Here is a 25,535-nt window from a genome sequence, read left to right as displayed (position 1 = left end):
AACGGTCATCGGGAGACTTGCTCCGTGACAACGAGGGCGAATTATACGCACAAAATGGGGCAGTACAAGCCCTAAAGTGAAAAAAGATTGAAAAAAGTTCAATAATTTCAAATTGATGCGATCCAGACCAACGAGGTAACAAAACTTCATGTTATGGAGCTTGCTTTCCGGAGCTGAGCTTTTAATCTAGCTACTCCGGTTAACAGTGAGGTTGTTGTGAATCGTATTCTGTTAAAGCTGAAAGAATCAGCGCTTGTTCCTTTATTGCTTCTGTTGATCACCATTCCGGTAGCCCATTTTGGCTACAGCGCTTTCTCGCCAACGGTCAGAGACCTTATCTCTCTGGCCCCTTATATTGTATTTACTGCTGCAGCGACTCTTTGTTTGGTCTATGGCCGTCTTCGGGTATTAATGACGCTTTTGGCACTGGTAACTGCTTACTGGAGCTTTACCACCTTGCTCAGCACCGTTGGTCAAAGCTGGAGCAAGTTCAGTATCGAGATGGTATTTAATGCCGTGACGATTCTCGGCCCCCTTAATATTGTGCTGTTTGCCTTTTGGCAGGAAAAAGGGTCAATGGTCACGGATCTGCCCACCAAGCTGATGGTTTTGGGTGCACAAGTATTCGCAATATGGTTGGTTTGCGAATACCAGCATCAACCTACACTGTATTTTATGACGCAGATGCTATGGCCTGCCCTGCATCCCGACTGGGCCAATATCTCCCCAATCGCTTACTACATTTTCATTCTCTCTTTTTTAGCGATGACCGGCCTGATGCTCTGGCAACCTTCGACGATTAATGCTGCTCTGTTCTCAGCACTTATTATTCTGTTTATTGTTAGTCAGCAACTTCTGGTTCCGGGCTATCTCTCGGTCTTTATGTTCCTTGCGGGTCTGCTTCTTGTCGGCGCGATTATTCATGAAACCTTCAACATGGCCTTTAAGGATGACCTGACCGGCCTCCCGGGACGCCGCGCCCTCAATGAGCAACTGGCCAAACTGGGCCGTAACTACACCATTGCGATGATGGATGTGGATCACTTTAAGAAGTTTAACGACACCTATGGGCACGATATTGGTGACCAGGTACTGAAGATGGTTGCCGCCAAAATCCGCCGGGTAACCGGTGGCGGCAAAGCGTTCCGCTATGGTGGTGAAGAGTTCACAATTCTTTTTCCGAATCGTGATGTCCAATACGCCCTGCCTCACCTTGAAACCGTAAGAGAAACCATTGCGAACTATGCGATGAAGATCCGTGATGATAACCGGCCAAAAGACGACCAGACAGGAAAGAACAAGCGAGGCAAAAATGCCAAACAGGATAGCTCTACCGTTTCCGTGACCATCAGTATCGGCGTATCCCAACGGGAAGGGGCTAATAAGACACCAGAACAGGTAGTGAAAGCTGCGGATGACGCCCTTTATCGTGCCAAGCATGGCGGCCGCAATAAGGTGAGTACCTGATGCCCGGTCGTCTGATTGTCACTCCCTTTAATACTGAAACACTGTTAAACAAACCTTTGATGGTGAGGCAGCCACTGATTACCAGTTACAACCTTCCCCCTAAGGGCTTTGTCAGCATTATTAAGCAAGGGGTTGTGGATAAAGAACTTTGTGAAGGTTATTGGGGTTATAGCCCCCAATGGTTAACGGTATTGGATAACAGCCCTTACTCTGCGCGGGTCGAATCTCTGGATGAGAAAGCGATGTTTAAGGATGCACTGAAAACCCGGTGCCTGGTTCCTGTCTCCGGATACTACGAATGGCAGCAATACACCCGCCACAAGAGACCCTTTGCAATTCGTAGACCTGAGAACCGTACGTTCCTTTTGGCGGGCATCATGACACGCTACGCCACATCAGCCGCCACCGGTTACGATACGTTTGCACTACTAACGCTGCCCAGTAACCAGATGATCGGTAATATCGCGGCACGCATGCCGATCATTATCCCCAGAGAAGAAGCCGACAACTGGTTAAACCCTGCGACAGACCCCGCTCCCTATCTGGTTGCAGCAGAGAACGACTATCTTGACTATTACCCTGTTGCACCGCTGGTCAACAATCCCGCGAACCGCTCTAGAATTGTCTCTGAGCCAAGCGGACACCGCTTCCGCTACACCAATGAGTCTTAATTTCCGTAACAGTCCGAACAAAGAGCCAGATGCACGTATCTTGATCTTCTGCGAACCAGCCCCCACCATCGGGGTCAATAAAAGGACTTAATTGTATCTGTCACCGATCACGGCGGACATTCCGCTTGGACAAAAGCGAGTAACTCATGTCATCAACACGCTTTAAACAATCATTGAATCTGTTTCAGCGCCCCAAAAACTTTTGGCTCAGCTGCACCCTGATCTCTTCACTTTTGCTAACGGCCTGCAACCCTATGTCTTTACAAAGCACGACCGACACCAGCCCCACCAGTGCACAAACAGATGCATCTCAACCATTAATTTCCAGCCAGAACGATCAGCGTAGCTACCGCACTCTGACACTGGACAACCAGCTGAGCGTCATTTTGGTTTCTGATCCCAAAGCCGACAAAGCGGCAGCAGCCATGAACGTGGCAATCGGTAGCGGTCAGGACCCGGAAAACTTTGCCGGCCTTGCTCACTTTCTGGAACACATGCTGTTCCTGGGCACCGAGAAATATCCTGAAGCCGGTGAATATCAGAGCTATATCGGAAAGCACGGTGGCAGCCATAACGCCTTCACCTCATATAAAGACACCAACTATTTCTTTGAAGTCGATAGTAAATATCTTGAGCCAAGCCTTGACCGCTTCGCCCAGTTCTTTATTGCCCCTCTGTTTACAGAAGCCTACGTTAAGCGCGAAAAGAATGCGGTGCATTCGGAATACCAATCTAAGCTGCGGGATGACGGCCGAAAACAGTTTGATATCCTGAAACAAGCATTAAACCCGGATCACCCGTACAGCCGCTTCAGTACCGGCAGCCTTAAAACACTAGCCGATAAAGAGATCAGCGCTCGCGATGCCATGATGGCGTTCTATCGTAAATACTATTCAGCCAATCGTATGTCCCTGGTTATTCTGGGTAATAATTCACTGAATGAACTGGAAACGATGGCTCGGAGCAAATTTGCAGCGGTGGAGAATCACAATGCCGACGCCTTCAATGTTGATAAACCTCTGTTTACCGAGGGCAGCCTGCCCATTCAGCTGGATATCAAACCCCTACAGGCACGTCATGCACTGAAGCTTCAGTTTCCACTACCCGATCCCGCACAATATTTTCGTAAAAAACCAGCATCTTATCTGGCCAGTCTGATCGGCCACGAAGGCGAAGGCAGTCTGCTGTCTTATCTCAAGGCTCAGGGCTGGGCTACCGGTTTGTCCGCTGGAAGTGGTATCAGCACAGGCGAAGAGTCTCTCTTCTCCATCACGATAAACCTGACAGAAACGGGCTTCCAGAACAGCGATGCCGTAACCAATGCGGTTTTCGGCTATATCAATCTGCTGCAGGAAAAAGGGGTTGAGCAATGGCGTTTTGATGAGCAAAAAGCCCTGTCTGAGCAAGCGTTCAACTTTATGGAAGCCAGCTCGCCAATCCATTTTGTCAGTGGACTGGCCTTTAATATGCCGCGGTATCCGGTCCAACAAGTGCTGCATGCGCCTTATGCCATGGAAACATTTGCCCCCCGCCTGATTCATCAGTATCTGGGCTACCTGACACCAGACAACCTGCTACTGACCCGAATCAGCCCGGATGCTTCAACCGACCAGTTCTCCCCATGGTTTGAAGGTCGTTACAGCCTCAACACCTTCGACAGCCAGAAGGTAGCGCCCTTATCAACGGAACACTTTCGTCTGCCGGGGGCCAACCCCTTTATTGCCGATACATTGGGAATGAAGGCTGGCCTGAGCACCATGGATAAACCCGTCAATATAAGCAATACAGAGACCACAACCCTCTGGTACAAAGCTGATAACGAGTTCAATACGCCAAAAGCTCAGCAGTATTTCAGCCTGCAGTCACCGGTAAGTATCGAATCCGCCGAGACAGCAGCTCTGACTCAGCTGCTGGCCAGCTGGCTGAATGAAGCCAGTAACGAGTTTGCCTATCCGGCAAGTCTTGCAGGTCTTGATTACACGGTTTACAAACATGTGCGCGGCATCACCTTCCAGCTGGGTGGTTATGACGACAAGCAGGATGTACTGCTAAAAGAGCTTTTGAGCACCCTCACTGAAGCCAGCATTACGGAAGAGCGCTTCGCACTGGTGAAACAGAGCCTGATCAAGCGCTGGCAAAATGCCGACAAAGCGCCTCTGTACCGCCAGATTATTGGTGAAGTCAGTTCCGTACTGATGCAGCCGGGCTGGAATGAAAAACAGCTGCTGGCAGCTATCGAGCCCCTGACGGCCCAAGACCTGGAGCAGTTCCGCAGCCGCTTCCTGTCAGAACTGCATCTTGAAGCGATGATCGTTGGCAATATGACAGAAGCAGAAGCCAAGCAGAATCTACAGTTGGTAACAGCCACTCTGAAACCCGTGCTGACCGAACAACAGGTTCCACGTCTTACCGAGATGAGCCTTGAAGGTAAAAACCTGCAACACCAGCCGGAACTGAGCCATAACGACAACGCCTGGCTGAAATACTATCAGCCAGCCACCAGCGATGGCGCTGACAGCTATGCCTCTCAGGCACGCTGGATGCTACTGGCCCATATTCTGCAAAGCCCTTATTACCATGAGATGCGCACTCAGCAGCAGTTGGGCTATGTGGTCTTTGCCAGCTATCACCCGACCCTAAAAGTACCGGGGCTGAGCCTGCTGGTGCAGTCACCCAGCCATACACCGGAGCAGATTCAGTCTCTGAGCGATGGGTTTATGGCTAACTTTACCCAGGCTTTTGCCGATATCAGCGAACAGGAATTCACCGAGCAGAAAGCAGGCCTGCTGGCGAAGATACTCGACAGTGACGACCGTCTGCGGGAGCGTGCTCAGCGTCTGTGGCGGGAGATGGCAATGGATAAGACTCACTTTGACCGCCGAGAGCGCCTGGCAGAAGCCGTTAAAAGCCTGACGACTGACGACCTGCGCCAGCTGCTACAAAAGATCGCTGATGATAAAACCGGTGTACTCACCGTGCAGTACCAGTCCGGTAGCAAAACCTTTACCAATGCAGAAAAACTACGCGCGAGCCTTAAGGCCGTTAAGCGTTAAGTCTGACAACTGAAAAACCGGTACAAAAAAGCGATAACACGCCAGTGTTATCGCTTTTTTATTGTCCGGACGCCACAGCCAAATAAACGAGGTTGGAAAAGCGCCGTGGGCGCGCCTTCCGACGCTCTCCTATAAACCAAAAAGCCCCGACCTCATTGAGATCGGGGCTTTGTCAGCGTTAAGCGTCTAACCGGCGATTAAGCCTGCTGTGCTTTCAGCTTCAGACGGCAAGCATGCAGCAGGGGTTCGGTGTAACCACTTGGCTGCTTGGTGCCTTCAAATACCAGTTTGCAGGCCGCTTCGAAAGCAACGCCATCGAAGTTAGGTGCCATTGCTGTATAGGTCGGATCGTTAGCATTCTGACGATCTACAACACCCGCCATGCGCTTCATAGTCTCCATCACCTGCTCTTCAGAGCAGATACCGTGATGCAGCCAGTTAGCGATGTGCTGGCTGGAGATACGCAGAGTTGCGCGGTCTTCCATCAGGCCTACATCGTTGATATCCGGAACCTTGGAGCAGCCAACGCCCTGATCAACCCAGCGTACAACGTAGCCCAGGATACCCTGTGCGTTGTTGTCCAGCTCCTGCTGAATCTCTTCTGCAGACCAGCTTGGGTTTGGCTCAACCGGTACGGTCAGAATGTCGTCCAGATTCGCGCGGCCACGGACTTTGATCTCACCCTGACGGGCAAAAACGTCAACCTTGTGGTAGTGCAGTGCGTGCAGAGTTGCTGCAGTCGGAGACGGAACCCATGCGGTGTTGGCACCGGACATTGGGTGGCCGATCTTAACTTCCAGCATGTTCGCCATCTGATCAGGGATCGGCCACATACCTTTACCGATCTGTGCTTTACCGCTCAGACCACATTCCAGACCTACGTCCACGTTCCAGTTTTCGTAAGCACCGATCCAGGCAGCCGCTTTCATGTCACCTTTGCGGATCATCGGGCCTGCTTCCATAGAGGTGTGAATCTCGTCACCGGTACGGTCAAGGAAGCCGGTGTTGATAAATACGGTACGGTCTTTGGCAGCGCGGATACACTCTTTCAGGTTCACTGTGGTACGACGTTCTTCGTCCATGATGCCCATTTTCAGAGTGAAGCGCTCCAGACCCAGTGCGTCTTCGATGCGGCCAAACAGTTCGTTAGCAAAGGCCACTTCTTCAGGACCGTGCATCTTAGGCTTAACGATGTACATGGAACCTGTGGTGGTGTTGCTGAACTGACCCAGACCTTTCAGATCGTGCAGAGCGATCAGAGAGGTGCACATACCGTCGATGATACCTTCCGGTACTTCGTTACCGTCTTTGTCCAGAATGGCGTTGTTGGTCATCAGGTGGCCAACGTTACGCACGAACATCAGGCTGCGGCCTTTCAGTGCAATCGGAGAACCGTCTTTACCGGTGTACTCGCGGTCACCGTTAATGCGGCGGGTAAAGGTTTTACCACCTTTGGTCACTTCTTCGGTCAGGTCGCCTTTCATCAGACCCAGCCAGTTGCGGTAAACCACAACCTTGTCGTCTGCATCTACGGCAGCAACGGAGTCTTCGCAATCCATAATGGTGGTCAGAGCAGACTCCATCACCACGTCTTTAACGCCAGCCGCGTCGTCTTTACCGATCAGGTGAGTACGGTCAACCTGAATCTCAAAGTGCATGCCGTTGTTCACCAGCAGTACAGACTCAGGTGCATCAGCGGCACCGTTAAAGCCAACAAACTGCTCAGGTTTAGCCAGACCGGTTTCAGAACCGTCTTTCAGAGTCACAACCAGTGCGCCATCTTTAACCGCGTACAGGGTTGCCTGAGTGTGGTCGCCGGAAGCCAGAGGCGCTGCTTCGTTCAGGAAGTTACGGGCAAATTCAATCACTTTTGCGCCCCGCACCGGGTTGTAAGAGGTGCCTTTTTCCGCTCCACCCTCTTCAGAGATCGCATCGGTGCCGTACAGGGCATCGTACAGGCTGCCCCAGCGAGCGTTAGCCGCGTTCAGAGCGAAACGAGCGTTCATCACAGGTACAACCAGCTGAGGACCCGCCATAGTCGCCATTTCCGGATCGACGTTTGCGGTCGTCACGGAGAAGTCTTCACCTTCCGGCAGCAGATAACCGATCTCGCTCAGGAAGGATTTGTATTCGCTCAGGTCGAAGGCCTGGCCTTTACGGGCGCGGTGCCATTCATCAATTTGCGCCTGAAGCTGTTCGCGTTTTTCCAGCAGTTCACGATTACGCGGTGCCAGATCATGGACGATAGCGTCAAACTGAGCCCAGAACTGCTCAACATCAACACCTGTGCCGGGTGCTGCATCGTTGTTGATAAAATCGTAAAGCGTTTTTGCAACACTTAAGTTGCCAATCTGAACGCGTTCAGTCATGGAAAGTGCCTCTACTATCTATAGTTGTGCCTAAAAAGGTCAATGAGGACCTAAAAAGGTGCTGTCATTAGCAGGAATCGATTGCTGACCCATGTGCCGTGGGTAAAGCGGGATTCCTTTGTTATTCCTGTCAGGCTTTTTTGGCCGCCTGTTAGGGGAACTCCGTCTGTCCGATGTGCCGTCTTTCAGTGGAGTAATGTATGACGCAGGTCATACAGTGACCCGTAAAGATACCTGAAAGTGGCGGCATTTGTCCCTAGGTGTACGCCTAATGAATAACATCATTGCGACGGATAGGTCACAAAACATCCCCGTTCTGATGACGTTTTTTTCATAGGAGTTTTTTATAACCCCGGTATCTGAGGTAGGATGCTTTAGCCCGATGTTAACGAACTACCAACTGATCCAGGAAAACCGCTCAATCATGACCGCAAAAAAACTGAATGCTGACCCTTTTGATGCCAGTAATCTGCGCAAAAGCTTACTGGCGGAGGTAGCACCTGAAAAAGCGGTTATTGACGGGATTAAACAAACCTACAGCAGCTTTTACGGCTTAAACCGATTACCGTCAGCGCAACATCTTTGGGGTTGTGTACGCTCAGACAATTACGAGGTGGTCTACCAAACCTTCATTCCCAGGCTTGAAGAGAGCCAACGCGCACAAGGGTGTTTCTACCTGCTACACGGCTACTACGACCATATCGGCCTTTATACCCACCTGATACGCTTTCTGCTGGAAGAAGGCTACGAGGTCGTTGCTGTGGACCTTCCCGGCCACGGCCTGTCATCCGGGCCACGGGCTTCAATTATCTCCTTTGATGAATATAGCCGGGCGCTCTGGCAGGTACTGCAAATCAGTGCTCAGCAACGGACAAAACCTTTGAATCTGGTGGGGCAGAGTACCGGTGGTGCCGTCATTATCGACTGGCTTCTACGCAGTCCGTTTAAAGAAGAATTTGCGATTGAAAAAGCCGTGCTGATGGCACCTTTGATCAAGCCCTGGAGCTGGACGCAAGGCCTTATCAGCTTCTATCTGTTATCGCCTTTTATGAACCGACTAAAACGCCGTTTCTCTAAAAACAGTCACGATGACAATTTTCTGCGATTTCTTAAAGAAGAACCGCTGCAATACAACTATCTTGCGGTCGACTGGGTTCGGGCGCTTTCCCGCTGGATTCCGGCGATTGAAGTCGCTGATCCTGTTTCGGCAAACTGCCTGATTCTTCAGGGGGAAGAGGATCTCACTGTTGACTGGCAAAATAATCTGGCCACCCTGCAAAAAAAACTCCCCAATGCAGACGTCTGTCGGTATCCCGGTATGCGTCACCATATGGTGAACGAGACGGAACCGCTGCGCCTGCAATGGATGACAGACTTTCGCCGCTTTCTTGGTCAGAAATAGCGCAGGCTCCACAAAAGCAGAAGAACGCCAAGTCAAAGTAGTCGTAATTGACCGCTCATCAGACTTTTGCCTGCCCCATAAGCGGGCTAAACTATTTTGCTATTAAAGTTTATTTTCTACTACTTTGTCGGGTTGCCCGGAGCCACCGAAACATCGTGCTGACAGAAGGAATATCGACGTTGTTTAACCGCTTAAAATTCACCTACTACCATATGATGGGGTTTTCTTTACTAACGGTTAAACATCTGCTGGCACTGGCGCTTTTTGGTTTACTGGCTGGCTGCAGCACCTATGGTGACAGTGTTCAGGCTGTCCTGGATGATGTTCGCACCCAAAACTATGCCGCAGCGGATAAAGTCGCTAAAGAAACCCTATCCCCCAAAGGCAGTGATCGCCTGCTTTATTTCCTTGAGCGGGGCATGATTGCCCACCTCGATGGCCGTTATCAGGACAGCAATACGCTGCTGGAAAAAGCTTACCGCATCTCAGATACCCTCTACCGGATCAGTGCTGCAGACTGGCTGGCTTCAGCCATGACTCATCCGGGCAATGCCTCCTACAAAGGCCAGCTCTACGAACGCATCTATCTGCATTACACTAAGATGCTCAACTATCTGATGCTGGCCCAACAGCAAAAAGCCGGTAGCAAACAGGATCAGCTACTCGACAGCGCCCGGGTAGAGAACCGACGCATTCAGATTCTGCTGGATGAGAATGTGTTTAAAACCGGTGATTACAGTCAGGCAAAATCAGAGCAGGAAAAGCTCTTTAGCAAGATCGCCAAGGTGTTCCGACAGCTCAATGGTGACCCGATCAACCCCGATGAACTGAAATTCCGCGACCAGGCCTTCGCGCATTATGTCATGGGCGCACTCTACGAACAGTATGGTGAACTCGATAACGCCCGCATCAGTTATCAGCGGTCTGCCACCCTGTATGAAGAAGGCTATGCCAAGCAATATGGACTGGATCAGACCATGATACGTCAGGCCTGGAGCGATGTAGTGCGGGTCATGCAAAAAGCAGGCGGTTACGAAGACCGCTGGCGGCAGTTGGTCAAAAGCAAAAAACTGAATCAGACGACGGCCCCATCAGACTCAGGTGCTAAGAAGCTCAGGGCTAATAGCGATAATGACAGGACCGAAGCGGGTGAGCTTGTCGCTTCAGCATCCGGTGCCGTTACCGACAGTGGTGCTGTGGCAGCCTATACTTATCAGCCGGAAAAAGCAGAACTGCTGATTCTGCAGCATGTTGACCTGTCACCTCAACGCAAGGTGCTGAATATGCACCTGATGATTAACAGCGACAGTCGTCAGCTGGTCGTACGCCCTGTTCCGGTTGGCAGTAAACAGGATCAGCGTGAACAGGCCGCCTGGTTCTATCTGCTGTATGCCGATAAAGGTTTTTATAACATTGTTCGCGACTTTTCAGACGGCTCTATCCTGAATAGTGAAGGTGTATTATTCAACAGTCAGGCAACAACACTGCAGCCGGTCTGGCCGCTGGTTGAAGACACCGGTCTGGATTATGTACTGGGTAATGGTGGCGTTCGCATCGCCGTGCCTTATTATCCGATTCCCTATGCACCACTTAAGTCGGCGAAGGTCAGTGTTTCAACCGCAGCAGGCAAGATCAGCCGACCGATGATTAAAGCGGATTCCGTGGCAATGCTGGGTTTATTACAGCAGGTACTGGAAGCTCAGGCGGAACTGAACAGCGCCATGGCCCGGGAAACCCTGAGAAATCTGGTGACCCAGCAAGCGGTAAAAGATATGGGAGCCCTGGGTATTCTGGGTGGCAAGTTACTGACCGCAAGCACGACCAATGCCGATACCCGCAACTGGTTGTCCCTGCCCCATCATATCCGTATACAGCGCCTGCAGCTCGAACCCGGTCAACATACGGTGACACTGAACAGCGTTTCCGTTAAAGGGAAGAAAATCCGACAGGAATACACTGTCGACCTGAAAGCCGGGGAGTTGAAGATTCTGACCCTGAGAACGTTTCTGCCGTTTAAGAAAAAAGCGGACTAACTGAAAAAAGTTTAACCGTAGCGAACGATTTAATCCTGAACACTCAAAAAATAATCTTAAGTGTCACCGGGGACGAACCCGGTGACCAATCCAAGCTTTAAGGAGAAAGAATATGCGTATAATGGCTAAACTGGGCGCGGCAGCCCTGATGGGAAGTGCCCTTTTACTGGCCGGTTGTGGCGGCCCGTCCGTTGAGCGTGTGGATGCGAATAAGGAGATCGCTCTGACCGATCGCTGGAACGATGAAGATTCCCGCCTGGTGGCTAAAGAGATGATGCAGGATATGCTCACCTTCCCATGGCTGAGTCGCTACAAGCTAAGTACGAGTGACGATCGCCGTCCAACGGTTGTGATTCAGACCATCCGTAATAAAACCAGCGAGCACATCCCATCCGAAACCTTTATTAATGACATCAAGCGCGAACTGCTGCGCTCCGGTGATGTGGACTTTGTTGTTAGCGGTGATGAGCGTGACGACATCCGCGATGAGCGCCGGGATCAGGAGTTGAATGCCTCCTCTGAAACCCAGGCGCAAATGGGTCAGGAAACCGGTGCAAACTTTGCCCTGTCCGGCAGCATCAACAGCTTTGTTGATCAGCTGGATGATACCCGCGTAACCAGCTATCAGGTGGATTTGAAGCTGATCAACATGACTACCAACCGCGAAGTGTGGAACGGTCAGAAGAAGATCAAGAAAAAAATGAGCCGCTAAGCACTGCGACCCCATTAAGCAGCCCGAACAAACAACCCGCCCGTACAGGGATTCCACAGGAGAGAGACCTTGGCTTCTTTTAAGCAGATCACCGGAAAACAAACCGGCTTACTGTCTCTGCTGTTTGCTGCAGCCGTATTAACCGGCTGCTCATCGGCACCGGAGAAAAAAGAAAGTGGTATGCCCGCCTGGGTGAACACACTACCGGAACGATCCGGCTACGTTTATGGTGTTGGCAGTGCCGATAATACCGGTAGTGAATCCAACGCTATTGAGAACTCAAAAGAGCGTGCCCGTGCCGACCTGATCCGTCAGATGCAGGTGCAGATCAGCAGCGAATTTACCAGCGAGACCCAACTGCAGATGACTGGCGGCAAAACCACCGGCTTTGTCGAACAAGTTAACGATAAAGTTCGCAGCCGCATTCCTGCGATCGAACTTCCGGGACTCAGCTGGAGTGACAGCTGGGTCAATCCGGAAACGAAAACCCATTACACACTGGCAGAGCTGAACCGGCGAGCCGCTGAAGCCAAACTGGCAGAACAACTGTCTGCTATCGATCTGGAACTGGAAGAGAAAGCCCTACCGGCAACAGAGACAAACGATGGTCAGCCGATCAGTCAGATTGATCAGGTAAGGGAAGCGATGCCAGTGCTGGCACTGTTCGCCAAGCGGGACAAGTTGGTGGATCAGCTGAAATTTGTTGCTGAAACGGGCTTCAGTCGTTTTGCACTGGATGAGGATCTGGTGGAGTTACGCCGTGATCTGAACAGTCTGATCAGCTCACTGAAGATCACCCTATCTCCAGGTAACTCAGAAGCCCGTGCTCTTGACGCCTCGCTGGCGGAAGAGATGACAAAGCTGGGCCTTCGCCTGACAACCTCCGGTGATGCCGATGCCGACCTGCGCCTGACCTACTCGCTAACCCTGAGCAGCAAAGAGGTGAACCGCACTCATTATGTGTTTGCCCGTTCACAGGTGCAGATCCGTGACAGCAAAAACCGCATTATGGGCGCGTTTGACCGTGAGGCAAAAGGGGTCTCAGGTATGGAAGACCGTGCGCAGCATCTGGCCGCGAAGCAGTTGGGCAACATCCTGGCAAGAGAAGTGATCGACGCACTCTTTATTGCTGATTACTGATTATTGCCGATTTGCCGACTTCCACACTCTGTGTGGTAGCCGGCAGCTCTTTGCTAACGTCGCGCCATAAAAGCTCAGCCATTAAAAAGCCCGCCTTTCAGTGACTGAAAGGCGGGCTTTTTTGCTGCAGATAACGGAGCTAAAGATCAGCTCATATCGCCAAACGGATTATCAAGCTCAAGGGATACATCCTGAGCGTAACCCGGAATGTGTAATTTCTGATCCGTAATCTGCAGTTCAGGGCCTTCCAGCACGTCACGATCACCAAAGTGATAGACCACAGTGAAGCGACCAGCATCCACTTCTGCCTGATACTCAGCGGCGCGGGCTTTCTGCTGCTGTACCTTGTCTTCCCAGGCGCTGATCGCAGCCTGACCGTGTTTCTTAGCCAGCATCTGCAGCGTCACTTCCGGCGAGAAGATCACACCAGTGGCGTTGTTACCGCCGAAACCTTTAGCGTTGATAAAGGCGGTATCCATCGGACGGTCAGACAGATCAATCGCCTGCTGGGAGAACTCCAGATTGCTCTGGTGAACGTCATCGGCAATTTTATCGGTTGTCGCGATACCCGGAATCATCTTATGCGCCCAGGTGCCCAATGCACTGATGGTCTGATCACCGGCAGCAGTACCCTGAGAGTGGCCCACATAGCATTTGATCGCAGCCACAGGCCAGCTTTTAATATCAAACGCTTTAGCGACTTCGTTCAGCACATGGGATTCGGTAACGCGGTTTTTCGGGGTACTGGTACCGTGAGCATGAACATAGCTGCGCTCACGCAGAGATTCTTCACCCAACACCGAGCGAACCAGTGCGGCAGATTTTGCCAGCGTGACATAGTTACCGATGCCCGGTGCACTGATAGACTTTTTAAAGCCATCGGCATTCACAAACACTTCCGGTACCGAACCGAAGATCTGAGCACCCAGCTCCAGCGCCAGCGTATCGTCGGTCAGCATCAGATACTGAGCACCTTCAGCCATGGTGAAGCCACAGTTTTCCGCAAAGGGCCGACAGGCTTTCTGGTAATCCGCATCGGTCAGTTTTTCCAGTGCATCCAGTGCCATCAGGCTGGCATCGTCGGCCAGCGCACCCATCACACGGAAACCCTCAATCACTTCAGGAGTAACCGGCGCATCACTGGTACCGACAACCGCCAGGCGACGACGGCCCAGACGGATATCCGTTACCGCTGCCTGCAGGTTGTACAGAAAACTCGCACAGGCACCCAGGTGACCGGCAGTAGAGCCAACGCTACCCAACACATAAGCATTGATAAAGTCCGCAGGCATCTGGCCGTAGCCCAGAGGCATCTGCTTGGAGGTGGCACGCTTACCGTTAACAAAGCTCTGCAGCAAACCGCCCCAACCATACTGATCCAGCTGACCGATAGAGTTGCCGGCATACACCGCCATCTGATCCGGACGCAGCATATCTTTCACCGCATCCCAGTCCAGACCGGTATTACCCAGCATGTCAGAGGCGGCAAATACCGCCATCTGCAGACCGCGCGGATGGTGAACCGAGCGGTAGAATTTTCCCGGATTAAAACCGGTTGGTATCTGCGCTGAGGCCTTAACCCCCGCTTCACGACCATCAGGAATCAGGGCTTCGATATCCCCTGTGATGGTGATTTTGTAGTGACCGTTTTCCAGCGCCTCAACCTGCCAGTTATCCGGTGTGGTTTCCGGCATCTGACGGGGGCGCAGCGTAAAGCTGATCGCTTCCTGATCAGGCTTGATGGTGAGCCGTGTATTGGCAGGTATCGCATCCACATCAAACAGATCAGGGTGGGTTTTACGAATCAGGGTGTTGTACAGCACCTGCGAACGAACACGTTCAGCAGCCGTGTTCAGATCAAGGCTTTCACCTTCAGATGTGACCCACTGCCCTGCATTTTCCGTCAGCAGCCCCATCATGCAGGCAAGACTAACCAGCGTTTGGGCCTGTTGCCCATTATCAAGACTGTTTAAAACGGTGCGTCGAAAGCTCTGAAAACCTGAGCTTCGTCCTGCAGCATTAACGCCGCCAAAACCAATAATTACCGGTAACTGTGACAAGCCCCACTCCTCATTACGGTGTCGCAATTCATGCTGCTGCGACGATACTGGATAGCCCGTATGACCCAAAAGTCACGTGATAGCCTAGCTCGTTGGGGATGGCCAAAAGGTGATATACAACCTGGAAGCCAAACTCTGAAGAACCCTGTTTAAAACGAAACACGGCCCTGAAAAATTAAGCGAAGAATGTTATCACTTACCAAACAGCGCGGCTATGGCTGAATACCCGCCAAACGTGGATTTGTGAAGGTTTTTGTGACTTTAACTATCCAATATCGTAGCGGTATCTGTATCACTTTTTTCCAGAGGAATCGGACTCGACCCGCTGCCGGAAAATGAATACACTCAAAGCTTATGTTGCACTGCCGTAATCTTTAACGAGCTTAAATCATTAGTATTAACCTAAACCGATCAGAGCAGAGGGAAGGTCTATGATCCGCGTGATATTCAATCAGAAAGGTGGCGTTGGTAAATCCAGTATTACCTGCAATCTTGCGGCAATCAGTGCCAGTCAGGGACTGAAAACGCTGGTTATTGATCTTGACCCCCAGGGCAACTCCAGTCATTACCTCACCGGAAAAACAGTGCAGGAGATGGATGACACCCTGTTTGATTTCTTCGAACAGTGCCTGATGATCTCTTCTCAGCGCAAGCCGATGGAACAACTGATTCAGCCAACTCAGTGGGAAAACCTGCATCTGTTACCCGCTCACAGTGAGCTGGAGTCCCTGGAAGCCAAACTGGAGTCCCGCTACAAAATCTACAAGCTGAAAGAGATGCTGCTGGAGCAGGCTGACCTTTACGACCAGATCTTTATCGATACGCCGCCAGCGCTCAATTTTTTCTCCCGATCGGCACTGATTGGCGCTGAACGCTGCCTGATTCCCTTTGACTGCGACGCTTTCTCCCGTCAGGCCCTGAGCCAATTACTCAGTAATATTGACGAGATGCGAGCCGATCACAATCCGGATCTTAAGGTGGAAGGTATCGTCGTCAACCAGATGCAGCCCCAAGCCAAATTACCGCAACAGCTGGTGAATGAGCTGGTCGCTGAAGGCCATCCGGTACTCCCGGTCCACCTGATGTCTTCGGTTAAAATGCGCGAATCTCATCAGTTGAGCAAACCTCTTGTGCATTATGTACCCAAGCACAAACTCACAGGGCAGTTTATAGCATTGTTTGAGGCGCTTTCAGCCAAGGGTTAAGCCCCTGACTGAATAGCCTCTGATTCGGACAAGGCTTATTATCGACATCCGGCCTATTGATTATCTGGTCGGTGATGGTCGTTTTAGCCTGATATTTTTCTTTAAATCATCAAGCGTTTAAATATTTCTTTTTGCGCAGTCTTTATCACCCCGCCATAATCACACGCGCGGTTTATCGATACCCAAATAACGTCCGGTGGCAACCCGACCCACAAGGTTATGCTGACCAACCGGCAGGCCGCATGCTAACTGACAGCTCAATACCCTTAAGCAGCTGGCAACCAAAGCGAATCTATCCTGCAAGCTAACAACCTGGACATGAAGATGATTAAACGTCGTACCCTGATGGCTGCACTGGCGACCTGTCTGCTGATCAGCCCTTTCGCTCAGGCGGAATACAAAAAAGAATATACCGTTTCTACCGTACTGCCTTCTGCTTTCCCTTGGGGTCAAGCCGCAGATAAGTGGGTTGAGCTGGTTAAAGAGCGCTCTGAAGGGCGCATCAACATGAAGATCTACAGCAACGCTCAGCTGGTTTCCGGTGATCAGACCAAAGAGTTCTCTGCGATGCGTTCCGGCCTGATCGATATGTCGGTGGGCTCAACCATCAACTGGTCACCGCAGGTTCCGGAACTGAACCTTTTCTCTCTGCCTTTCCTGATGCCGGATCACGCGGCGATTGATGCCATCACTCAGGGTGATGCCGGTAAAGCGGTTTTTAAAGCGATTGAGAAACGCGGTGTAACACCTCTGGCATGGGGTGAAAACGGTTTCCGTCAGCTGTCTAACTCTAAACTGAAAGTGGATGAGCCTTCTGACCTGCAGGGTCTGAAGATCCGTGTTGTGGGTTCACCTCTGTTCCAGGATACCTTCACTGCTCTGGGTGCAAACCCGACTCAAATGAGCTGGGCCGATGCAAAACCGGCTCTGACCACAGGTGCCGTAGATGGCCAGGAAAACCCACTGTCGGTATTTGATGTTGCCCGTATCGATCAGGTTGGCCAGACCAATCTGACTCGCTGGGGCTACATGGCGGACCCTCTGGTATTTGCGATCAGCACCCGTGTGTGGCGCCAGTTCTCTCCGGAAGATCAGCAGCTACTGAAGCAGGCGGCTATCGATGCCGGTCAATGGGAGATCAAAAAGTCCCGCGCGGAGCTGGCGGAAACGCTGGAGAAGATCAAATCCCGTGGCGTTGAAGTGACCGATCTGACGCCTGAGCAGCACGCCGCTTTCGTTGCTGCGACTCAGTCTGTTTACAAAAAATGGACTCCGCGTATCGGTAAAGCGCTGGTAAAACAGGCTCAGGAAGCCGTTGCTAACCGCAACTGATCCCTGAATCTGATTACAAAAGCGGCTGCCTCAAAACGGTTAGCCGCTTTTGCTGTTTTTGGTAACCCAACCCGGTAAAACACCGTGTGGGTTTCACTAGCGTCTGTTGTTGTTTCCGCGGAGCTGTTATGTCCCGTCGTTCCAAATTCCGTCCGGAGGCCTGGCTGGCCAGTGTGGCGCTGATCGCCATCTGCCTGATCAGTCTGGGTAACGTTATTGTGCGTTACGCTACCGATGCCTCCTTTGCCTTCACCGAAGAGTTCTCGGTGTTTTTTCTGGTGCTGTTAACTTTTGCCGGAGCCGCTGTTGCTGCCCGTCATAACCAGCACATTCGTATTGAGCTGATTGAGCACCATCTGCCAAAACCGGCACTGAAGCTGGTGTATACCCTGCAATGGATGGCGGGAATGATCGTAATGGGTATCACCCTCTGGTATGGCGGCATGTTTGCTCTGGAAGAGTATCAGTGGGAGTCCTTGTCACCGGGCCTTGGCCTGCCGAACTGGATCTATGTGATCTGGCTTCCGCTGATGGCAGCGGCAATCATGATACGAACCACTCAAAACCTGATCGACCGTTTACGTGGCAAGCAGGACGAAGAGGTGATCCATGAGTCCTGATCTTCTGATGATTACCAGTTTTCTGCTGGCCTTACTGTTGGGTGCGCCAGTAGCGATTGCACTGGGTTTTGGCGGTGTGATTGGCATTGTGACCGGCTTATCGCCGGATATGCTGGCGACATTGGGTACGAACACCTATAACAGTGTGGCCAAATATCCATTGATTGCGATTCCGCTGTTTATTCTCACCGGTCTGATTTTTGAGCGCGCCGGGGTGGCTGCCAGCCTGGTCCGTTTTGCCCAGGCGATTATCGGTCCCCGCCATGGTGGATTAGCCGTTGTGGCGGTACTGGTTTGCCTGATCATGGGCGGCATGAGTGGCTCCGGCCCGGCTGATGCGGCAGCAGTGGCTATGGTGATGCTGCCGAGTATGCGTAAAGCCGGTTATCCACAACCCTTTTCCGCTACTCTGATTGCAGCGTCGTCATCCACAGCTATTTTGATCCCACCCTCTATTGCACTCATTCTGTACTCTATTGTGGTACCGGGCGTCGATCTGCGGGCACTGTTTGCGGCAGGACTGTTCCCCGGTGTGCTGGCAGGCCTGTCACTACTGGTTCCGGCGTTATGGTTATCCCGCAAACACGGTTGGGAAGACCCGAATGACTCAGAACGGCCACCACTGGGTGAGAGCTTTAAAGCGGCGATTCCGGCCTTACTGGCCCCTGTGATTATTCTGGGCGGCCTGCGCTCTGGATTATTTACCCCCACAGAAGCCGCTGTTGTTGCTGTGGCTTACGGTGTTTTAGTGGGTACATTGGTCTATCGCAATCTGAGCATTAAAGCCCTGTACGAGCTGGTCACAGAGGCCGCAGTTACATCCGGTGTGGTGATGTTTATTATCGCGCTGGCGGGTATTTTTGCCTGGGCAGGCACGACACTGGGCACCTTCCAGCATCTGGCAGAAGCCCTGCTGTCGCTGTCGGATAGCGGTTGGGTGTTGTTGCTTCTGGTGATGCTGCTGGTTCTGCTGGCGGGTATGCTGCTGGATGCCGTCTCCATCTACCTGATTCTGATTCCGATCCTGCTGCCGCTAATGCAGCACTTTGGCTGGAATCCGGTCTGGTTCGGTATCCTGCTGGCGATGAATATCGCCATTGGTCAGTTTACGCCACCGGTGGCGGTTAATCTGATGGTGACCACACGCATTGCGGGTATCCGACTGGAGCATACGATCGGCTGGGCGCTGATCTTTATCGCCGCTATGGCCTGCAGTCTGCTACTGGTGATGCTGGTGCCGGGTATCGCACTCTGGCTACCGGATAAGCTGGGTTATGTGGTGGGGGCCTGGTAAGTCGATAGATAGATTCAGGCCTTGCGGTTATTCGTGTCGGAAGGCGCGCCCACGGCGCTTTTCCAACCTATGGTGGTTTTCCCGGTGTAGGTTGGATAAGCGCCACTCAAAGAGCCTTCAAGATGCGAAGATCTTTAATGGCGCGCCATCCGACAAATGCTGATGGGCTTACACCCAGAGCATGGACGCCGGAATAACCCGTTTGACGCCCTGAAGGACGACCCACAACAAAACAGAGAACCTGTGGGTCGGGCTTTAAGCCCGTCAGACTTGCCTGCCTTCTACTCCCGGCCGGTCTCAATCGGGCGAACACTATCTGTGATCCACTCGCTCCAGGAACCTGCGTATAAACGTGGTTCCGGCAAACCTGCGATGCTTGCCGCCAGAATCAGGTGGCAGGCGGTAACGCCAGAACCACAATAAACCGCTGTCGCCTCGTCGGTATCCAGAACACTAAGCTTTTCTTTCAGCTGATCCGCTGGCAGGAACATACCCTGCTCATCCACCAGCTCAGTGAACGGCATACTTTGCGCTCCCGGAATATGTCCTGCAACCGGATCAATCGGTTCAACCTCACCCGCAAAGCGTTCAACGGCTCTGGCATCCAGTAAAACAGGCTTTTTCAGCAACAATTGCTGGGCGGTGATCTGCCTGTCATCCTGCCAGTTCAGCTCCGGCAGCTCGCTAAGGGCATAATCGCCACTTTGCTCGCCGGTTTCTGTCGCCAGTCCTTCCGCCAGCCAGGCATCAAGACCACCATCAAGCACCTGAACCTGCTCGATACCGGCATAGCGCAGCAACCACCAGGCACGGGCCGCTGCCATAGCCGCATTATTCTGATCGTAAACCACCACAGAACGCTCTGGAGTGATCCCCCAATGCTGCAGCTGACGGGCAAAGTTCTCTTTGGACGGCAGCGGGTGACGCCCCGTCACACCGGCTTCTACCGGAGCTGACAGGTGCTGGTCCAGATCAGCGTATTGAGCCTTAGCGATATGCAACTCCAGAAACGCTTCCTGACCCGCTGCCGGATCCTGCAAATAGGAACGACAGTCCAGCACGACAGGGGCATCAGAGGATTGCAGTTGCTGACACAGTTGTTGAGCATCAATCAGTGAAGGGGTTGTTGCAGACATGTCCAAGTCTCCCGATAAAATTTCTTCTTAGCATACCCTGCTGTTCCTTCTCCGCCTACTGCCTTGGCTCTGCTACGGGAAAAATTCATTAGCCTACTAGCAGGTAGTCTACTATTAACTCATTGTTTATTAGTTGTTTTTTCGATCAACTCCCGCGAATCATCTCGCGCTCCAGCCACAGCTAACAGACCTTTTTGCCCTGCATTGGGCACTAAAAAACAGAGGCCGTTCAGGGCATTGGCGGTGCGACAAGACGGACAATGAAATGGGCTTAAGGTACAATAGGCGCTTTTGCCCTTTCACAGGTCAGCGGGTGAAAAGAAGCGCTGACGACACTTACCGGATAGGTCTTGGCTCGGCTTAAGCTGGGTAGTGTTATAGGGCAGTTTCTCATTGTTTGTTGTCTCAGGAGTTCAGTAATGAAGTATATCGGTGCCCACGTCAGCGCCAGCGGTGGTGTCTTTAATGCCCCCTTGAATGCCAAAGAGATCGGTGCCAATGCTTTTGCCCTGTTCACCAAAAATCAGCGCCGCTGGCAGGCCAAGCCACTGGATGATCTGACCATTCGCAAGTTTAAGCACAACTGCGAAAAACACGGTTTTAAGCCGGACCAGATCCTGCCCCACGACAGCTACCTGATCAATCTGGGCCATCCGGAAGCAGAACCCCTACAGAAATCCCGGGATGCCTTTCTGGATGAGCTTCAGCGCTGCGAGCAGCTGGGGCTGACCTATCTGAATTTCCACCCTGGCAGTCATCTGAAAAAAATTGACGAAGCCGCCTGCCTGAGCCGTATCGCAGAATCCATCGACTGGGCGCTGGCACAGACCGAAAGTGTGATTGCGGTGATCGAGTGTACCGCGGGACAGGGCAGCAACCTGGGTTGGCACTTCGATCAACTGGCGGCCATTATCGATCAGGTTGAGGATAAAAAACGCGTGGGTGTTTGTCTGGATACCTGTCACATGTTTGCGGCAGGCTATGACATACGCACCGCGGAAGCCTGCGACAGCACCTTTACCAATTTTGAACGTACCGTGGGTTTTGAGTACCTGTACGGAATGCACCTGAACGATTCCAAAGGTGGCCTGAACAGCCGCCTGGATCGTCACCACAGTCTGGGCAAAGGTGAAATTGGTCTGGAAGGTTTCTGCTGGATGATGCAGGACAGCCGTTTTGATGGCATTCCTCTGGTGCTGGAAACCATCGAGCCGGAGATCTGGGCAGACGAGATCCAGATGCTGCGCCACTTTGAGCAGGGCCAGACGCCGGCATGAATATGAATTCACAGGTGAAGAAGCCAACAGGCTTCGTGGAGCCACAACGATGAAACATCGCCCCCACGGCAATAAGAGTTTTGGTAACTCCCGTGAAATACATACCACGCAGGATGGCCCCCATGAGGAGCTGGTTGATCGCGTGTTCAAACACTGTCGGGTGCCGTTCAAAAAGCCTTATCAGCAGCACAATCTTGATGCGTTTAACAAGGCTAACAACTGGCTGCGCGGTCAGAATAAACCCCTAATTCTGGACAGCTGTTGCGGTGTCGGTGAAAGCACCCGTCATCTGGCCGAAATGTTCCCGGATCATGCCGTCGTCGGCGTGGATCAGTCAGAAGATCGCCTCAGTCGAAAGCTAGGCGAACTACCGGATAATGCTCTGCTGGTACGGGCCAACCTGCTGGATTTCTGGCGTCTGGCGGTGGATGCCGGATGGCAGCCTGTGCGCCATTATCTGTTGTACCCGAACCCCTACCCGAAGAAGAGTCAGTTCAAGCTTCGCTGGCAGGGTGGCCCTATGCTGCCTTATATCGCTGAACTGGGTGGTCGTTTTGAATGCCGCAGTAACTGGCAGATCTATGTGCAGGAGATGGCGCAGGCGATCAGCCTGTTGCGTTTGCCGACCACGGAAACGCTGGATGAAGATCTGGGGGGAATAAAGGCTTCTATGCTGGAAAACGCAGCCGCGCAGGTTAGCGCAATCGAACCAGACCCAATACTGACGCCCTTTGAGCGTAAATATCTGGGCAGCGGCCAGCAGGTGTATCAGTGGGTGTTTGAACCACAGGACCATGAATAATCCGGCAGAATAAAACAGCAAAGGACAGAGACAATGAGCGGTCAGGATAAAAAACATATTGTGGTGTTAAGTGGTGCCGGTGTCAGTGCGGAAAGCGGTATTAAAACCTTCCGTGATGGCGATGGCCTGTGGGAAAACCATAACGTGCAGGATGTTGCCACCCCTGAAGCCTGGCAGCGAGACCCTGAACTGGTGCTGCGCTTTTATAACGAACGTCGTCAGCAGATCCGCAAGGCCGGGCCCAATGACGCCCATAAAGCGATCGCCCGTCTTGAACAGGGTTTTAAGGTGTCCGTCATCACCCAGAATATTGATGACCTGCACGAGCGCGGTGGCTCATCCGAAGTGCTGCACCTGCATGGCGAGATCGGTAAAGCCCGCAGCACACTGGATGAACGTCTGATAGTGAATCTGGGACAGAGCGATATCCACCCCGGCGATATGTGCGACAAGGGCAGTCAGCTGCGCCCGCATATTGTCTGGTTTGGTGAAGATGTGCCCATGTATCCCGTTGCCCATGAGATCACGCAAACGGCAGATCTGGTGATTGTGGTGGGTACATCGCTGCAGGTACAACCGGCCTCGTTTCTGGCCAGTGCCGCGCCTTATCAGGTGGCGCGTATTGTGGTGGACCCAAAAGCCTCGGCGGATACGCCAGCGTTTTATCTGCGCGAGCCTGCGGGAAGCGCCATGCCGGTGCTGGTGGATTATCTGCTGGAAAATGGCATTGAAGATCTGTCCGGCATTCCCGGTCTGCAGCATTCTTAATTTTCGGGTTTCTCTGTGTTAATTGAGGATGGAGCTAAAGTTGAAATTACTTCTTTGGCTCCTTTTTCAATTAAATCAGCTCTCTCTGTACTTGAGGATGTAAAAAGAATTAATAGACCGTAGAGGAAGATGGACGATAGAAATGCAGCCCAAATTCCAGCAAACCCTGAAATAGTCCAGTCTTTAAACCACGTTAGCTTGGATTTACAGCGGTAATGCTGGTGAACTCTTGCTATTTCATCTTGATGGGCTTTTATAAAATTAGCTTGAGCAGAATCAAACTCAGCTTGAAGAGCATGTTTTACTCGATCTTCCGTAGAGTCGACCAAGTCGTTAAGGATTGTAGAGGCCTTATCCCTATAATCTTGAAGAGCTCTTGGGTTGTTAACAGTTTGATCATGGAATTGTGTGAGGTAAGCATTTATCTCGTCTTCTGTTTTGCCTTCGGAGCGATGAGAATCCGCTAAGTCATGCTTTTGCAGTTTGTAAAAGGTGTAAGCGATAAAGCCAACGAAGTCTTCATCATTTTCCACAAGCTGCTGAAATACCCATTTTTTCTGAGCCATAACGCATCCGTGCGTTGTATTTAGCGTGAGGTTGCTACTCGGAAAGAGCGAGCAAAAATTCTATTGAGTTCCTTCTCATCTCGAGCGGTTGAAGTTTTTTTTGTACTTTTAGATGCAGCGCGAAAAGAAACAGAGCGAGCAATTTCGTTGCTGATCTTCTGTTTTTTTGCTGGTGATATAGAAATCATCATAGTGTTTCGCCTTTCAATCTAGTTAAGCGACAATCTACCACTAATCATATACAACTGGCTAATGAAAGAAATTTCGAAAATATAGCCTTCATTTGAGATTTATAATGTCCAAGCCGTTTTCTCTGCCCATGCCTCCTGCGCCGGATATGCCGCGTAAGCCTTTTTCCGCCCGTGGTTCACGGGTGAACCGCTGTACCGGTTGTCTGATGGCGAAGGATTTCTGCATCTGTGATCTGCGCCCGGAAAACGTCCATTGTCGTGCTCAGGTCTGGCTGATGATGCACCCGGAGGAGATCTACAAACCGACCAACACCGGTCGTTTGCTGGCGGACTGCCTGCCGGAGACTCAGGTGTTTTACTGGTATCGCACCAGCCCTGATCCTAAGTTACTGGCGCTGTTAGAGGATGAGCAATATCAGCCCTTTATTATCTTCCCGGATGATATGGACGATTACGCCCATCGGGTGGTGTCTTTTGAACCGGAGCGGGCAAAGTCACCGGAGAAGATTCCGGTGTTTATCATTCTGGATGGTACCTGGCGACAGGCGCGGCGGATTTTCCGCAAGAGCCCGTATCTGGATAACCTGCCGGTACTGCCGTTAAAAACCGACCGCCTGACCCGTTACGCCCTGCGTAAACCCGCCAGCGATCAGCACCTGTGTACTGTGGAAGTCGGCATCGAGTTGTTAAAACAGGCAGAGGAAAGTGAAGCGGCAGATGCCGTGGAAAACTACTTCGCCGCCTTTAACCGCCGCTATGCGGAATCCCGTGGTCTTCGGGAAGAGGTGGAAGCGCGGTTAAACCGCTGACCGGTTTTATTACGGGTAGCATCAGGTAAAAAACCGGGGAAGCCCCGGTTTAATCCTTTTGCTTCAGCAAAATTGTTTACGCCTCAGTGCTGATCTGGCCAAACTCAAATAAATGTTTCATCAAGACATCGTGCTCAGAGAAATCAAGGTATGCGGCATTGCCTGGGGCTTTTGGATCTGTGCCCTTGTAGTCGATGCTGTAGTATTCCCCATCGGGAAAAAGCTTTGAGCCAACCACCTGGTCAACAGCCTCTTTTTCCTTAAGAAACCAACTGGGCACATCCTGATGATCCATCACAATCTGATGGACATTAAGAGTCATGCCATAACCACCTGCTCCTGATGTTGCGGCAGAGGCTTCACGCACAGCATCCTGAAATGCCTGGAAAATAGCCTCTTTGCTATCCTGATTCAGGCCAAACCCCTTTCCCGACCAAGAGTCATAACCGAACATGTCTGCGACATAATCAACCAGTTCCGGGCCTGATACCATTCGGGGCTGATTCGGATCGGATACTTGGATGTCATTTTTAGCCTCTGAATTATTCATCGGCTTTACAGCACCTGTTTGAAGCGCTGTGTTTGCAGAGTCGATCTTCATAAACACGCCTTGTTTATTGGTATTCAG

21 protein-coding genes are annotated in these 25,535 nt (G+C 51.8%); 15 read left to right on the top strand and 6 right to left on the bottom strand.

Annotation, left to right across the window (positions count from 1 at the left end; translation table 11 throughout):
- The first annotated feature begins 216 nt into the window (after positions 1 to 216).
- The 3 genes from AC4GL5_RS07995 to AC4GL5_RS07985 all read left to right on the top strand — a co-directional run bounded on the left by AC4GL5_RS07995 (position 217) and on the right by AC4GL5_RS07985 (position 5,191).
- On the top strand, positions 217 to 1,467 hold the full coding sequence (locus tag AC4GL5_RS07995) for a GGDEF domain-containing protein (protein ID WP_490382250.1): 1,251 nt from the start codon (positions 217 to 219) through the stop codon (positions 1,465 to 1,467).
- On the top strand, positions 1,467 to 2,138 hold the full coding sequence (locus tag AC4GL5_RS07990; RefSeq protein WP_490382249.1) for an SOS response-associated peptidase: 672 nt from the start codon (positions 1,467 to 1,469) through the stop codon (positions 2,136 to 2,138). The genes AC4GL5_RS07995 and AC4GL5_RS07990 overlap by 1 nt, the downstream gene beginning before the upstream one ends.
- 254 nt (positions 2,139 to 2,392) lie before the next feature.
- Positions 2,393 to 5,191, top strand: a complete 2,799-nt coding sequence (locus AC4GL5_RS07985) for an insulinase family protein (protein ID WP_490382248.1) — start codon at positions 2,393 to 2,395, stop codon at positions 5,189 to 5,191.
- Positions 5,192 to 5,388: 197 nt separating this feature from the next.
- On the opposite strand, the gene AC4GL5_RS07980 is transcribed toward AC4GL5_RS07985, so the two are convergent.
- Positions 5,389 to 7,560 (bottom strand): malate synthase G, encoded by a 2,172-nt coding sequence (locus AC4GL5_RS07980; protein WP_490382247.1) that lies wholly within the window; start codon positions 7,558 to 7,560, stop codon positions 5,389 to 5,391.
- A 424-nt stretch (positions 7,561 to 7,984) separates the two neighbouring features.
- Here AC4GL5_RS07980 and AC4GL5_RS07975 point away from each other — a divergent pair, with 424 nt between their 5' ends.
- The 4 genes from AC4GL5_RS07975 (at position 7,985) to AC4GL5_RS07960 (ending at position 12,847) form a co-directional block, all read left to right on the top strand.
- Complete coding sequence (locus AC4GL5_RS07975; protein WP_490382246.1) at positions 7,985 to 8,962, top strand: alpha/beta hydrolase; 978 nt, start codon at positions 7,985 to 7,987, stop codon at positions 8,960 to 8,962.
- 179 nt (positions 8,963 to 9,141) lie between these two features.
- Entirely contained in the window at positions 9,142 to 10,995 is a 1,854-nt protein-coding gene (locus tag AC4GL5_RS07970) for a COG3014 family protein (RefSeq protein WP_490382245.1), read from the top strand.
- Between the two features lie 112 nt (positions 10,996 to 11,107).
- The gene (locus AC4GL5_RS07965) at positions 11,108 to 11,707 is read left to right on the top strand and encodes a penicillin-binding protein activator LpoB (RefSeq protein WP_490382244.1); all 600 of its coding nucleotides are present in this window, start codon (positions 11,108 to 11,110) and stop codon (positions 11,705 to 11,707) included.
- A gap of 69 nt (positions 11,708 to 11,776) precedes the next feature.
- Entirely contained in the window at positions 11,777 to 12,847 is a 1,071-nt protein-coding gene (locus tag AC4GL5_RS07960; RefSeq protein WP_490382243.1) for an LPP20 family lipoprotein, read from the top strand.
- Positions 12,848 to 12,993: 146 nt separating this feature from the next.
- On the opposite strand, the gene AC4GL5_RS07955 is transcribed toward AC4GL5_RS07960, so the two are convergent.
- Positions 12,994 to 14,907: a beta-ketoacyl synthase gene (locus AC4GL5_RS07955; protein WP_490382242.1), complete on the bottom strand. Its 1,914-nt coding sequence runs from the start codon at positions 14,905 to 14,907 to the stop codon at positions 12,994 to 12,996.
- Positions 14,908 to 15,338: 431 nt separating this feature from the next.
- Between AC4GL5_RS07955 and AC4GL5_RS07950 the strand changes: the two genes are divergently transcribed.
- The 4 genes from AC4GL5_RS07950 (at position 15,339) to AC4GL5_RS07935 (ending at position 19,358) form a co-directional block, all read left to right on the top strand.
- Positions 15,339 to 16,112 carry a ParA family protein gene (locus AC4GL5_RS07950; protein WP_490382241.1) on the top strand — a complete coding sequence of 258 codons (774 nt, stop codon included), beginning with the start codon at positions 15,339 to 15,341 and terminating at the stop codon, positions 16,110 to 16,112.
- A gap of 324 nt (positions 16,113 to 16,436) precedes the next feature.
- Positions 16,437 to 17,444, top strand: coding sequence for a DctP family TRAP transporter solute-binding subunit (locus AC4GL5_RS07945; RefSeq protein ID WP_490382240.1), 1,008 nt, complete (start codon positions 16,437 to 16,439; stop codon positions 17,442 to 17,444).
- A gap of 128 nt (positions 17,445 to 17,572) precedes the next feature.
- Complete coding sequence (locus AC4GL5_RS07940) at positions 17,573 to 18,064, top strand: TRAP transporter small permease (protein WP_490382239.1); 492 nt, start codon at positions 17,573 to 17,575, stop codon at positions 18,062 to 18,064.
- Positions 18,054 to 19,358, top strand: coding sequence for a TRAP transporter large permease (locus tag AC4GL5_RS07935; RefSeq protein ID WP_490382238.1), 1,305 nt, complete (start codon positions 18,054 to 18,056; stop codon positions 19,356 to 19,358). The genes AC4GL5_RS07940 and AC4GL5_RS07935 overlap by 11 nt, the downstream gene beginning before the upstream one ends.
- A gap of 281 nt (positions 19,359 to 19,639) precedes the next feature.
- On the opposite strand, the gene AC4GL5_RS07930 is transcribed toward AC4GL5_RS07935, so the two are convergent.
- Entirely contained in the window at positions 19,640 to 20,494 is an 855-nt protein-coding gene (locus AC4GL5_RS07930) for a sulfurtransferase (protein ID WP_490382237.1), read from the bottom strand.
- Between the two features lie 419 nt (positions 20,495 to 20,913).
- On the opposite strand from AC4GL5_RS07930, the gene nfo reads away from it, so the two are divergent.
- The 3 genes from nfo to AC4GL5_RS07915 are packed head-to-tail and all read left to right on the top strand — an operon-like array spanning position 20,914 to position 23,341.
- Positions 20,914 to 21,771, top strand: a complete 858-nt coding sequence (gene nfo, locus AC4GL5_RS07925) for a deoxyribonuclease IV (RefSeq protein WP_490382236.1) — start codon at positions 20,914 to 20,916, stop codon at positions 21,769 to 21,771.
- A gap of 49 nt (positions 21,772 to 21,820) precedes the next feature.
- Positions 21,821 to 22,573 (top strand): tRNA (guanine(46)-N(7))-methyltransferase TrmB, encoded by a 753-nt coding sequence (gene trmB, locus AC4GL5_RS07920; RefSeq protein ID WP_490382235.1) that lies wholly within the window; start codon positions 21,821 to 21,823, stop codon positions 22,571 to 22,573.
- A gap of 33 nt (positions 22,574 to 22,606) precedes the next feature.
- Positions 22,607 to 23,341, top strand: a complete 735-nt coding sequence (locus AC4GL5_RS07915) for an SIR2 family NAD-dependent protein deacylase (RefSeq protein WP_490382234.1) — start codon at positions 22,607 to 22,609, stop codon at positions 23,339 to 23,341.
- Here the strand turns inward: AC4GL5_RS07915 and AC4GL5_RS07910 are convergent.
- Together AC4GL5_RS07910 and AC4GL5_RS07905 are read right to left on the bottom strand one after the other, a co-directional pair.
- Positions 23,338 to 23,907: a hypothetical protein gene (locus tag AC4GL5_RS07910; protein WP_490382233.1), complete on the bottom strand. Its 570-nt coding sequence runs from the start codon at positions 23,905 to 23,907 to the stop codon at positions 23,338 to 23,340. The two genes, AC4GL5_RS07915 and AC4GL5_RS07910, sit on opposite strands and share 4 nt — an antisense overlap.
- Positions 23,908 to 23,927: 20 nt before the next feature.
- Positions 23,928 to 24,098: a hypothetical protein gene (locus tag AC4GL5_RS07905; RefSeq protein WP_490382232.1), complete on the bottom strand. Its 171-nt coding sequence runs from the start codon at positions 24,096 to 24,098 to the stop codon at positions 23,928 to 23,930.
- Between the two features lie 104 nt (positions 24,099 to 24,202).
- Between AC4GL5_RS07905 and AC4GL5_RS07900 the strand changes: the two genes are divergently transcribed.
- A complete protein-coding gene (locus AC4GL5_RS07900) occupies positions 24,203 to 24,907 on the top strand; it encodes a tRNA-uridine aminocarboxypropyltransferase (protein WP_490382231.1) in 705 nt (234 codons plus the stop codon).
- A 76-nt stretch (positions 24,908 to 24,983) separates the two neighbouring features.
- Here the strand turns inward: AC4GL5_RS07900 and AC4GL5_RS07895 are convergent, their stop codons facing one another.
- Complete coding sequence (locus tag AC4GL5_RS07895; protein WP_490382230.1) at positions 24,984 to 25,508, bottom strand: hypothetical protein; 525 nt, start codon at positions 25,506 to 25,508, stop codon at positions 24,984 to 24,986.
- Between the last annotated feature and the right edge of the window lie 27 nt (positions 25,509 to 25,535).

Source organism: Oceanospirillum sp. (assembly GCF_982874595.1).
This window is presented reverse-complemented; position numbering and strand designations above follow the sequence as displayed.